The sequence below is a fragment of the Aeromonas sp. WP2-W18-CRE-05 genome (assembly GCF_014168615.1).
Classification (GTDB): Bacteria; Pseudomonadota; Gammaproteobacteria; order Enterobacterales; family Aeromonadaceae; genus Aeromonas; species Aeromonas caviae.
In genome coordinates this window covers 1,757,486-1,769,295 of sequence record NZ_AP021917.1, presented here as the reverse complement: position 1 = coordinate 1,769,295, position 11,810 = coordinate 1,757,486, and the positions used below count along the sequence as shown (strand labels likewise).

Genomic DNA, 11,810 nt, shown 5'->3' with positions numbered 1-11,810 from the left:
CAACCCCCAGGTCAGACGTGAACGAAGGACCAGACGGCGGGGATCAGGCTCAGCAGCGTCACCCCGGCCAGCAGCCGTTCGCGACCGCTGAGCCGCTGTTCGGCGCCGAGCTGGCGACGGCTGTAGAGAAACAGCAGCAGACCCGGCCCGTAGAGCAGAAGCGACAGCAGCAGGTACTCCACCCCGGCGGCGTAGAGCAGCCAGAAACCATAACCGCTCGACACCAGCGCCACCACCCGCATCAGGCCGCGGCCCTGCCCACCCTTGCCACCGAAGACCAGCTTGAGCAGGAAGAGGCCGATGAGCAGGTAGGGCACCAGGATCATGGAGGTGGAGATGAGCAGCAGGTTGGTGTACCCCTTGCCAAGCAACCACACCAGCAGCAAGCAGCCCTGCACGGTCAGGCTGGTGAGCCAGAGCGAGGCGATGGGAGTGCCGTTGCGGTTCTCGCGCCGGAAGATGGCCGGGAAGGCCCCGTGACGCGCCGCGCTGAACGGCACCTCGGCCGAGAAGAGGGTCCAGCTCACGTAGGAGGCGAGCACCGACACGATGAGGCCGGCGCTGATGAGCAGCTTGCCCCATGAACCCGTCATCTGGGCCATCAGTCCCGCCATGGAGGGGTTGGGCAGGGCCGCAAGCTCCGGGCGGCTCAATATTCCGAGCGCCAGCACCGAGATGAGCACATAGAGCAGCAGCGCCAGCACCACACCGAGCACGGTGGCTGTGCCCACGTCCCGCTTGTTTCTCGCCCGGGCCGAGAGCACCGCTGCCCCTTCGATGCCGGTGAAGACCCAGAGGGTGATGAGCATGGTGTTGCGCACCTGCTCGGAGACCGGTACCGCCAGGGTGCTGCCCTCCTGATCCGCCGCAAAGGTGACCGGATCGAACCAGTAGCAGGCGAACAGGATGAACAGCAGCAGCGGCAGGCTCTTGGCCAGGGTCGCCACCAGATTGAACAGGGCCGCCTGCTGCACGCCGCGGGCCACCAGCAGGTGCACCGCCCAGAGGATGCAGGACTCGCCGACAAAAGCTGCCAATGTGTTGCCCTCGCCAAACCAGACCCGCTCCGGCGTGTCGACGAAGCTGCCCAGCGCCGCGAAGGCGATCACCAGATAACCCACCACGCCGATGGTGGCACAGAGCCAGTATCCCCAGGCGGAGAAGAACCCCACCAGCTCGCCAAAGCCGGCTCGGGCATAGCTGTAGATGCCTCCGTCGAGCTCGGGTTTGAGCCGCGACAGGTAGAGGAAGCTCATGGCCAGCGCCAGTATGCCGACCCCGGTGACGGCCCAGCCGATCAGCACGGCGCGGGCGCCCGCCACATCGGCCATGTTCTGGGGCAGGCTGAAGATGCCGGCCCCCACCATGGAGCTGAACACCAGCGCAGTGAGGGACCAAAGCCCGATCTTGCTCTCTTTCATGGGCGCTCCTTAACGCAGCCTGCTGGCCAGCGCCTCGATGTGTTCCGGGCCGATGCCGCAGCAGCCGCCGATGAGGTTTGCCCCGGCTCTGCGCCAGCGCTCGGCCCAGCCGAGGTAATCCAGCGGCCCCAGATCGCCGCGGATCTCGTCCAGACCGTCATTGGCAGTCGCCTCCTTGGGCTGGGGCGGGAAGGCGTTGGCATAGGCGCCGAGGCGAACGTCGGTGCGCCCCTGAACCTGCAACGCGGCGACGGCCACCTTGAGCGCCCCTTCAATCACCTCGGGCTGGCAGCAGTTGAACAGGATGGCATCCACCCCGGCCGACGCCAACGCGGTCACGGCATCCGCCACCCGCTCGCCGGAGCGCAGGGTGGGCTCGCTGCCCGGCGCCTCGTCTTCCAGAGTAAAGGAGACCCAGAACGGCTTGCCGTCCTGTGGCAACAGGGCCTTGAGGGCCAGGGGCTCGGCGATGAGGCTCATGGTCTCCGCCAGCCAGAGATCCACATGGGGTGACAGGGCACGGATAAGCGGTGTCGCCAGCTCGCTCACCCGCTCGGCCTGATAGAGGTCCGCACGATAGGAGCCAAAGAGCGGCGGCAAGGAGCCGGCCACCTTGACGGCTCCCCCCTGCTCGTCGGCCACGTCTCGGGCCAGTTGCCCGGCCAGAGCCGCAAGTGCCTCCCCTTGGGCGGCAAAGCGCGCCTCGCCGATATGGAAGGGCACCAGGGCATAGCTGTTGGTGGTGATCACCCGGGCACCGCTCGTCGCATAGGCCTGGTGTACCTCGCGCACCGTCTCGGGCGCTTCCATCAGCGCCAGCGCCGACCACTCCGGTTGACGGAACGGCGCACCACGCCGCGCCAGTTCACGACCCATACCGCCATCGAGTACCCACAAATCCTGCTTGTCCATCTCTGTCTCTCTGCGTCTCCCCGCCATGACGGGTGTTTATTGTGTGAAACCACATTAAGCCATCAAAACATCTAGACGGCTAAAAATCCCAAATATCATGACCCAAAGTAGAACAAGAGGCAATCGGGGGCTACGAACAAATCCGGGCAAGCTCAGGATGATGACGGCAAAGGGAAGTCTCCCCGGCACAGGCATCACCTGGCCAGGCACTGAAACGACAAGAGGCCACCCCGGGGGGGTGGCCTCTTGTGAAACAGGGGATCAAGGCGGGCACAGCCGCCGATAACCAGGGGCTCAGCGCCCGGCCAGCACCCGCTTGGTCTGCTTGACCCAGTCGGAGACCCGGCCCTGCTGGGGATAGCCCTGCCAGATCTGCTCCCACTGGGCGGGGCTGAGCGGGCGGCCCAGCCGACGCTGCACCCCGGCATAGAGGTAGTCGTGGGCCGTGGTGCGTGCCTGGGCCGAGGTGAGGAACTTGGCAACAGGGTCGGTGAGACGTACGTCCCGCATGCCGAGCAGCGGATAGTCGCTGTGCACCGCCGCCAGCATGGTCTCCCGCATGGCGGATTCGATGTAACCCCGGGCAAACAGGGCGGTGACCGATTCAAGCGACCCTTGATCCGGGCCGTGATACTCCTCGTCGAACACCGGGCTGGGCTCTGCAACGGCGCTTTGCACCACCGCATCGGGATCCTGCTGCGGGACCACCACGGCAGGCTCGGGGGTAACGGGTTTGGCAGGCGTCACTGGCTTGCGCGGTGCGCTCTGGCTGCAGGCACCCAGTGCCAGGGCGAGTGCCACACAGGCCAGCGCACGGGAATGAGTCTTCATCTTCATGATTGCTAACGAACTCCTTTAGGATTCCTGAGCGGGCTTCTCATTGCTCGCAGGTTCTACCCGGGTGACCAGCAACTGGTCAATCTTGTAACTGTCGATGTCCACCACTTCGAACTTGTAACCGGCATATTTGACCGAGTCGGTGCGCTTGGGGATCTTGCGCAGCATGTACATGATGAAACCGGCGATGGTCTCGTAGTTTTGGTTTTCCGGGAACTCCTCGATGTCGAAGGCGCGCATCACGTCGGAGATGGGGGTCACCCCGTCCACCAGCCAGGAGTTCTCGTCCCGCTGGACGATCTGCTCTTCCACCACGTGGGTGGCCCACTCCCCCATGACGGTACTCATCAGGTCGTTCATGGTGACGATGCCCACCACCAGGGCGTATTCGTTCATCACCACCGCAAAGTCCCCGCGATGGTTCTTGAAGTACTCCATCGCCTCGTAGAGGTTGAGGGTGTCGGGAATGATGATGACGTTCTGCACCAGGGAGCCGCTGTTGAGATCGATGCTCTGGCCGCTGATGACGCGGATCAGCAGCTCCTTGGCATCCACGAACCCCTTGATGCTGTCGAGGTTGTGGTCGCACACCAGGAACTTGTTGTGGGGGTGCTCGGCGATCTTCGCCTTGATGCTCTCCTCCCCCTCTTGCAGGGTGAAGTAGATGAGGCTCTCCCGCGCCGTCATGGCGGAAGTGACACCCAGAGACTGGAGCTCGAACACGTTCTCGATGAGCTGGTGCTCCTCGCGCTGGATGACACCGGCTTCGGCACCTGCATCCATCACCGCATAAATATCGTCGGAGGTGATCTCGTCGTTGCGCACCATGGAGATGCGCATCAGCCGGAACAGGCCGTTGGCCATGCCGTTGAACAGCCACACCAGCGGCATCAGCAAGGTGACGCACAGCATCATGGGACGCACCACCACCACGGCGATCCGCTCGGGCATGGTCATGGCAAGGCGCTTGGGCATCAGGTCCGCTATCAGGATGAACATGCCGGTGACGAAGACGAACGAGGCCGCGGAGCTAATCTGGCCGAGCCAGGGCCCCTGGTAAAAGCCGGCTATCAGCTCCCTGATGGCGGGATTGAGGGCTGACTCCCCCAGGATACCGCCGAGGATGGCGACGGTATTGAGGCCTATCTGCACCACGGTAAAGAAGTTGCCCGGCTGGGCCTGCAATGCCAGCACCTTCTCGGCGTGGCGGTTGCCCTCGTCGGCCATCACCTGCAACTTGATCTTGCGGGAGGCGGCAAGGGAGATCTCGGAGAGTGAGAAGAACACGCTGCCGGCGACCAGCAGCATCAGAAAGAACAAACTATCGGCAAAACTCATGATTAACCTATTGCTACAGCCGCCTTAGCACAAGACGGCAAACTGGGCCCGGGAAACCGGACCGTGATTCCATCCGGGACTCACACAGGGGCCATATTCTAGCAGAAAAGCGCCCGCTGGGTGGCGTTATCTTGAACTGCCGTGCCATGCAATGAAAAAGGCGCTCAAAGCGCCTTTTTATTCAATCAGGGCTGGATTCCCGTCGTGCAGCCGCGACGGGAGCTCCACCCAAGGCGCCCTATCAGCCCTTGCCCAGCAGATCGCTCAGGTCATCGGCCTTGGTGTGACGCACATCCTTGCCCTTGACGTAGTAGACGATGTACTCGCAGATGTGCTGGCAGCGATCACCGACCCGCTCGATAGCCCGTGCCGCCCACAAGACGTTCAGCACCTGCGGTATAGTGCGCGGATCTTCCATCATGTAGGTCATCAGCTCGCGGATGATGGACTCGTACTCCCGATCCACCTTGTCATCTTCCTTGTAGACCGCCAGGGCGGCATCCAGATCCATGCGGGCGAAGGCGTCCAGCACGTCGTGGAGCATCTTGATGGTGCGACGCCCCATGTTCTCCAGCGACACCAGCGGTGGCTGGGGCTTGTTGGCGTTGTCGGTCAGCATGCGGGCAATCTTGTCCGCCACGTCGCCAATCCGCTCCAGATCCGTGATGGTCTTGATGATGGCCATCACCAGCCGCAGGTCGGACGCGGTGGGCTGACGCTTGGCGATGATGCGGGTGCACTCCTCGTCGATCGCCACTTCCATGGCGTTGACCTTGTGGTCGTTGGCCACGATCTTGCGCGCCGCATCCAGATCCTGGCCATGGATGGCGGCGATGGCGTCGGTGAGTTGCTTCTCCACCAGCCCCCCCATCACCAGTACCTGGTTGCGCACGCTCTCAAGCTCGGCATTGAACTGACCGGAGATGTGTTTGTTGAGGTTCATATTGTCCATACCAGTAATCCTTGTTGCTCCGATTATGCCTTAGCCGTTGAACTGACTGCCAATCTGTTTGTTGATGCCCATCTTGTTCATCTCAATCACCCTTGTTGCACCAACATGCCTTAGCCGTTGAACTGACTGCCAATCTGCTTGTTGATGCTCAACTTGCTCATCTCAATCACCGGCATCCCTTAGCCGTAACGACCGGTAATGTAGTCTTCGGTCTTCTTCTTGGCCGGGGTGGTGAAGATGGTGTTGGTATTCGAGTACTCGATGAGTTCCCCCATGTACATGAACGCGGTCTGATCCGAGACCCGCGCCGCCTGCTGCATGTTGTGGGTTACGATCACCACGGTGAACTGGCTCTTGAGCTCGTTGATGAGCTCCTCGATGGTGAGGGTGGAGATGGGGTCCAGCGCCGAGGTCGGTTCATCGAGCAACAGCACTTCCGGCTCGATGGCGATGGCACGGGCAATCACCAGACGCTGCTGCTGACCGCCGGAGAGACCAAAGGCGTTGTCATGCAGACGATCCTTCACCTCCTCCCACAGGGCGGCACCGCGCAGGGAACGCTCGGCGGCCTCGTCCAGAGTACGGCGGTCATTGATGCCCTGCAGGCGCAGGCCGTAGACCACGTTCTCGTAGATGGACTTGGGGAAGGGGTTGGGGCGCTGGAACACCATGCCCACCTGGCGGCGAAGGGCGGAGACATCCACGCTCTTGTCATAGATGTTGTGGCCGTGCAGCTGGATCTCCCCCTCGATGCGGCAGATCTCCACCAGATCGTTCATCCGGTTGATGCAGCGCAGCAAAGTGGACTTGCCGCAACCGGACGGGCCGATGAAGGCGGTGACCTGACCCTTGGGGATCTTCATGTTGACGTTGAACAGCGCCTGCTTGTTGCCGTAGTACAGGTTGAGATCCTTCACCTCCAGCGCAGTCTGCTCCGGGGTCAGGTTGAGCAGGTCGGTGGCGGTGTGCGGGGCCGAACTCGGTGTTACGTTGATCATCTGTTTACCTCAAATTCTCTTGGTGGCAGCGGGCAAACGTCTTGCCCGCTGCCGGAATATCTGGTTGGCAGGGAAGACCCCTGCCCGTCTCTGTAATGGCTGGATTAATGTTCCAGCGACCGGAATTTCTCGCGCAGGTGGTTACGAATACCGATCGCCGTCAGGTTGAGGCCGACGATCACCGTCACCAGCAGGAAGGAGGTGGCGTAGACCAGAGGACGCGCCGCCTCGACGTTCGGGCTCTGGAAGCCCACGTCATAGATGTGGAAGCCCAGGTGCATGAACTTGCGCTCCACGTGCAGGTACGGGAAGTTGCCGTCCATCGGCAACGTGGGAGCAAGCTTCACCACCCCCACCAGCATCAGCGGCGCCACCTCGCCCGCCGCACGGGCGATGGCCAGGATAAGGCCGGTCATGATGGCCGGGCTTGCCATGGGCAGCACGATGCGCCACAGGGTCTCGGCCTGGGTGGCACCCAGCGCCAGCGAACCCTGGCGAATGGTGCTCGGGATCCGGGCCAGCCCCTCTTCGGTGGAGACGATCACCACCGGCAGGGTCAGAATGGCCAGGGTCAGAGCAGACCAGATGACACCGGGGGAGCCGAAGGTCGGGCTCGGCAGCGCTTCCGGGTAGAAGAGGCGGTCGATGCTGCCCCCCAGGGTGTAGACGAAGAAGCCCAGACCAAACACGCCGTAGACGATGGAGGGCACCCCCGCCAGGTTGATCACCGCGATACGGATGATCTTGGTCAGGCTGTTCTTGCCCGCGTACTCGTGCAGGTAGACCGCCGCCACCACCCCGAGCGGGGTCACGATGATGGCCATCAGGATCACCATGAAGACGGTGCCGAAGATGGCCGGGAAGACGCCGCCCTCGGTGTTCGCCTCCCGGGGGTCATCGGAGACGAACTTGCCAATCTGGTGGAACCAGTGACCCACCTTGGCCATCAGGCTCATGTCGTTGGGCCAGACCACATCCAGCACCCGGGACATGGGCATGGTCACCAGCTCGCCGCGCATGTCCTTGACGGTGATGCTGTCTCTGTCCGCCTGGGTACGCAGGGAGAAGAGCTCTTTCTCCAGCACCTGATAACGGTCGTTGAGGGCCTGACGCTCGCTCGCCAGCTCGGCTTTAAGCTGATCGGTCAACTTGTCATCCAGCTCGGCCTTGCGCTCTTTCAGGCGCAGGCGCTCCAGCTGATAGTTGATGCTGCCGATGGCCCCTTTTTGCAGGTCGTTGGCTTGGCTTGAGAGGCCGTTGGCACGGGCCAGCACCCGCTGCAAGGCGGGATGCAGATCCGTGGTCAGCTCCTGGCCATCTTCCTTCACCGAGGTGATGTAACCATAGAAGTTGCCGTTGGTGGCGCGTTCCACCATGGCGAGCTCCGCCGGCTGGGCGCGCGATTTGATATCGGTCTCCAGCACCCAGCGAAAATCGAGGTCCACGAACTCCCGGTTGCCGGTCTTGACCAGATAACGGGTAATCTCTTCGCGATCCTCCCCTTCCAGCGCCTGGCCTGCGGCGCGCAGGCGCTCCACCGGCACCAGCTCCCGGTCGTTGATCTCGCCAATCAGGACGCTCTTGTTGCCGCTTGCATCTTCAAGTTGCCACTCATAGATGGGATGGGGCCAGAAATAGACCAGACCACGCCAGCCGATCAGCAACAACAGACCCAGTACGGCCACCAGACTCAGGCTGACGGCGCCCCCCGTCATCCAGATCCAGGGGGCCCCCGATTTAAACCACTTACCCATTGTCGATTCCTTAGTCCTTACAGAGAGCTGTACTTTTCACGCAACCGCTGGCGGACGAATTCGGCCAGGGTATTGAACAAGAAGGTGAACACAAACAGCACGAAGGCGGCGAGGAAGAGCACCCGGTAGTGGGAGCTGCCCACTTCCGATTCCGGCATCTCCACCGCGATGTTCGCCGCCAGGGTCCGCAGCCCCTGGAACATGGAAAAGTCCATGATGGGGGTGTTGCCGGTGGCCATCAGCACGATCATGGTCTCGCCCACGGCGCGGCCAAGGCCCATCATCACCGCCGAGAAGATGCCTGGGCTCGCGGTGAGGATCACCACCCGGCTCAGGGTCTGCCACGGGGTCGCCCCCAGCGCAAGCGAGCCCTGGGTCAGGTGCTTGGGCACCGAGAAGACCGCGTCTTCGGCGATGGAGAAGATGGTGGGGATGACCGCAAAGCCCATGGCGATACCGACCACCAGTGAGTTGCGCTGGTCAAACTTGATGCCCATGTCGTGGGTCAGCCAGATGCGCGAATCACCGTGCATGAAGGCGTTCTCGATGATGGGACTCAAGGCGAAGGCGCCCCATCCGATGAACAGCAGCACAGGGATAAGCAGAATGGCGTGCCAGCCTTCCGGCAGCCAGGTGCGGCCACGCTCCGGCAGATAGTTCCACACCAGGGCGGTGAGCAGCATGCCCATGGGCAGCAGGATCAGCAGCAGGATCACCCCGGGCAGGGCCCCTTCGATGATAGGCGCGAGCCACAGACCCGCCAGGAAGCCGAGGATGACGGTCGGCAGCGCCGCCATGATCTCCACCGTCGGCTTGACGTATTTGCGCAGCCCCGCCGACATGAAGTAGGCGGTATAGATGGCTCCGGCGACACCCAGGGGCACCGCGAACACCATGGCATAGAAGGAGGCTTTCAGGGTACCGAACACCAGGGGCACCAGGCTCAGCTTGGCTTCGAAGTCGTTGCTGGCGGAGGTGGACTGCCACACGTACTGGGGCTCGGGATAGCCTTCATACCACACCTGTTGCCAGAGGGCAGACCAGGTTACCTCGGGGTGATCGTTCTCGACGTCAAAGACCTTGAAGTCATCCCCCTGCTGGGTCAACAGCAGGTTGTGGCGAGGAGAGATGGCAACGGCAGCCAGGTTGCCCCCGTCAACCTTCTCGCCAAGCAGCTTGGCTTCGCCGGTGGCATGGAAGAAGTTGATGGTGCCGTCGCTGCCTGCGCTGATGAAGCCCTTGCGAAAGTGCTCGGGGGTCAGCAGGGCGACCGGCGCGTCACCCTTGAAGTCACGGATCTGGGTGAACTGGCGCTTGCCATCCTTTGCCACCTCGAACCACTGGGAGATGACGCCGTTGTCGTTGCCCACCAGCAGGGAGGACGCACCGGAGAGCAGGGCCACCTGGGTCACGCTGGCATTGGGGGCGTTGATCTCCATGACATTGCGCAGGGAGATGTCGCTCAGGTTGTGGATGTCATAGACCGACAGGCGGTTGCCCTCGCGCACGAACAACAGACGCAGGTTCGGGGTCAGCAGCATCTGGTCAACATGGCGTGGCAGAGACGGAATGGTGTAGGTCTGGTTGCTCCACTCGATTTCGCCGGAGAGGAAGTTCTCCTCGCCGCTCATCACCATCAGCACACCACGACCATCTTCGGTCACGGCCGCGGTCGCCATCTTGTCCTTGGTCGCCTCGAAGACCATGCGCGTCAGCGCCTTGCCCTGGGGATCGATCACCACGGGGGTCTCGCCGAAGGGATATTGCAGGCTGGGCTCGATGACGCGCACGTCATTGGGATAGGAGATCTTGAAATAGGGTTGCACCACCTGAGCCTTGCCGTCGGCAAACCCATAGGCGATGAGTTTCTGGCCCGGCGCAGGCGGCGCGACCGCCGTGATCTCGCCGTTCACCTGTGCCTCGCCAATCACCTGTCCGGTCTTGATCTTGCCATCCGGTTGCACGGCAAAGAATTTGACCTTCCCCTGGTCGCTGAAGCGGTAACCTATCTCGTTTTGCTCCTCGACCCCGAGCCAGGCTGTCTTGCCCTTGATGGGCAGGGTGAAGGAAGCGGTGCTCTCCATGCTTGCGCCATTGAAGATGGGCTTCACCACATAAAGCAGGTAGAAGAAGATAAGCAACAGCGCCACCAGCACCAGGGCTCCCCCTGTGGTGACGCCATATTTGGCCAATTTATCCTTGATCCGGCGTTTTCGACTGCCCGCCATGACCAGATTTAACGATTCCGATGACATGCAAGACCTCAATGTGAGCTAGGCTTGGCGGCATTATATGGCGGATGCATGACAGTTTTGTTACATCAACAGCGGCAAAGAGCGCGGGCTTCATCGCAGGGGTGGCAGTTGATATTCGGTGGGAAGCAGGCCGCCGGTCTGGCAGTGAAATAAAAGCAAACGGGGCCATCAGGCCCCGCTGTCATCTTGAGGAAGCGCCTCTTTCGCGGCGAGTCTGGCCGCCTTCTTCTCGGCGCGGCGCCGTTTGAAGAAATCCGACAGCTGGGCCGAGCAGGCGTCGGCGAGCACCTCCCCCGTCAGTGCCACCTGGTGGTTGTGGCGAGGATCCAGCAGGATGTCGAACACAGACCCTGCCGCCCCCGTCTTCAAATCCCGGGCACCATAGACCACCCGCTTGACCCGGCTGTGGATGAGGGCGCCGGCACACATGCAGCAGGGCTCCAGCGTCACATAGAGGGTGGTGTCGAGCAGGCGATAGTTTTCAAGCTGCTTGCCCGCTTCCCGAAGCGCCATCACCTCGGCATGGGCGCAGGCGTCGTGCTCGCTGATGGAGCGATTCCACCCCTCTGCCACTATCTTGTCCCCCAGCACCAGCACGGCGCCTACCGGGATCTCGCCTATCCCCTCTGCCCTGGCTGCCAGGGCCATGGCATGGCGCATCCAGCGTTCGTCCTGCTCGCGCTGGCTGATCTGTGCTGCAACTTCAGATGGTTTCACGCCCTGATCCTCTCGTCGATATGATGTCAGCTTGCCTGGCCCCTGCACGGCATCGGCCGCGCACTCCCGGATTGCTGCGTCCCGGCCCTGGGCACACCGGGCCCCTTCCCCCTCGCGCTAGCCGGTAGCCCACGGCAGAAGATGCTGTCAATGAAAGAGAGGCCAAAGGCCCCGGCGACATCGGAACGCCCCGAGTTGGGTGTTCGCCACCCTGTGCCCGCCTAAGGGGGCGGCGATTATGCCAAAACTCCGGCCAGGGCCCAAGTTGCATCTTGGCTGAACAATAAAGAAGCAATCGGCATCTCCCTGATAAAAAAGGAGTTGCGCCCGCCAAATCATCCGATTAGACTTCTTCCCCGTCAGCCGAGCTGACTCCGTCGGTGTGTAGCGCAGCCAGGTAGCGCATCTGCATGGGGTGTAGAGGGTCGGAGGTTCGAATCCTCTCACACCGACCAAATTCCCCGAAAATAGCCCAGTCAAACGACTGGGCTATTTTTTTGCCTGCACGCCCGACGCTTGCCTCTTTTTCCTCTCGCCTCCCCCGTTCATCGGGTCGCCACTTTTATTGGCATGAATTTTATACAGAACCACTTGAAGCTTTCATAAAGTGCCGCTAGGATACGCAA

The 11,810-nt window shown here is 62.0% G+C and carries 9 protein-coding genes and 1 tRNA gene; 1 reads left to right on the top strand and 9 read right to left on the bottom strand.

Going from position 1 to position 11,810, the window contains the following annotated elements; genetic code table 11:
- Positions 1 to 11: 11 nt before the first annotated feature.
- The 9 genes from H7R73_RS08490 to tadA all read right to left on the bottom strand — a co-directional run bounded on the left by H7R73_RS08490 (position 12) and on the right by tadA (position 11,184).
- Entirely contained in the window at positions 12 to 1,421 is a 1,410-nt protein-coding gene (locus tag H7R73_RS08490; protein WP_103260413.1) for a basic amino acid/polyamine antiporter, read from the bottom strand.
- Between the two features lie 9 nt (positions 1,422 to 1,430).
- Positions 1,431 to 2,333 carry a homocysteine S-methyltransferase family protein gene (locus H7R73_RS08485; protein ID WP_042879565.1) on the bottom strand — a complete coding sequence of 301 codons (903 nt, stop codon included), beginning with the start codon at positions 2,331 to 2,333 and terminating at the stop codon, positions 1,431 to 1,433.
- A gap of 294 nt (positions 2,334 to 2,627) precedes the next feature.
- Positions 2,628 to 3,170: a hypothetical protein gene (locus H7R73_RS08480; protein ID WP_042017561.1), complete on the bottom strand. Its 543-nt coding sequence runs from the start codon at positions 3,168 to 3,170 to the stop codon at positions 2,628 to 2,630.
- Positions 3,171 to 3,188: 18 nt separating this feature from the next.
- Positions 3,189 to 4,508, bottom strand: a complete 1,320-nt coding sequence (locus H7R73_RS08475; protein ID WP_041213150.1) for a hemolysin family protein — start codon at positions 4,506 to 4,508, stop codon at positions 3,189 to 3,191.
- A 241-nt stretch (positions 4,509 to 4,749) separates the two neighbouring features.
- Complete coding sequence (gene phoU, locus H7R73_RS08470; RefSeq protein ID WP_029314752.1) at positions 4,750 to 5,460, bottom strand: phosphate signaling complex protein PhoU; 711 nt, start codon at positions 5,458 to 5,460, stop codon at positions 4,750 to 4,752.
- A 179-nt stretch (positions 5,461 to 5,639) separates the two neighbouring features.
- Entirely contained in the window at positions 5,640 to 6,458 is an 819-nt protein-coding gene (pstB, locus tag H7R73_RS08465) for a phosphate ABC transporter ATP-binding protein PstB (protein ID WP_010675264.1), read from the bottom strand.
- A gap of 104 nt (positions 6,459 to 6,562) precedes the next feature.
- Entirely contained in the window at positions 6,563 to 8,212 is a 1,650-nt protein-coding gene (pstA, locus tag H7R73_RS08460; RefSeq protein WP_045524164.1) for a phosphate ABC transporter permease PstA, read from the bottom strand.
- A 17-nt stretch (positions 8,213 to 8,229) separates the two neighbouring features.
- A complete protein-coding gene (locus H7R73_RS08455) occupies positions 8,230 to 10,467 on the bottom strand; it encodes an ABC transporter permease subunit (RefSeq protein ID WP_182951640.1) in 2,238 nt (745 codons plus the stop codon).
- Positions 10,468 to 10,635: 168 nt separating this feature from the next.
- A complete protein-coding gene (gene tadA, locus H7R73_RS08450) occupies positions 10,636 to 11,184 on the bottom strand; it encodes a tRNA adenosine(34) deaminase TadA (RefSeq protein WP_080770013.1) in 549 nt (182 codons plus the stop codon).
- Between the two features lie 378 nt (positions 11,185 to 11,562).
- Here tadA and H7R73_RS08445 point away from each other — a divergent pair.
- Positions 11,563 to 11,639: transfer RNA gene (locus H7R73_RS08445), tRNA-Pro, on the top strand.
- Positions 11,640 to 11,810 lie beyond the last annotated feature (171 nt).

Bases quoted from the DNA above. Each gene is read 5' to 3' on its own strand.
- H7R73_RS08490 (WP_103260413.1), bottom strand. From the start codon at position 1,421: ATGAAAGAGAGCAAGATCGGGCTTTGGTCCCTCACTGCGCTGGTGTTC.
- H7R73_RS08485 (WP_042879565.1), bottom strand. From the start codon at position 2,333: ATGGACAAGCAGGATTTGTGGGTACTCGATGGCGGTATGGGTCGTGAA.
- H7R73_RS08480 (WP_042017561.1), bottom strand. From the start codon at position 3,170: ATGAAGATGAAGACTCATTCCCGTGCGCTGGCCTGTGTGGCACTCGCC.
- H7R73_RS08475 (WP_041213150.1), bottom strand. From the start codon at position 4,508: ATGAGTTTTGCCGATAGTTTGTTCTTTCTGATGCTGCTGGTCGCCGGC.
- phoU (WP_029314752.1), bottom strand. From the start codon at position 5,460: ATGGACAATATGAACCTCAACAAACACATCTCCGGTCAGTTCAATGCC.
- pstB (WP_010675264.1), bottom strand. From the start codon at position 6,458: ATGATCAACGTAACACCGAGTTCGGCCCCGCACACCGCCACCGACCTG.
- pstA (WP_045524164.1), bottom strand. From the start codon at position 8,212: ATGGGTAAGTGGTTTAAATCGGGGGCCCCCTGGATCTGGATGACGGGG.
- H7R73_RS08455 (WP_182951640.1), bottom strand. From the start codon at position 10,467: ATGTCATCGGAATCGTTAAATCTGGTCATGGCGGGCAGTCGAAAACGC.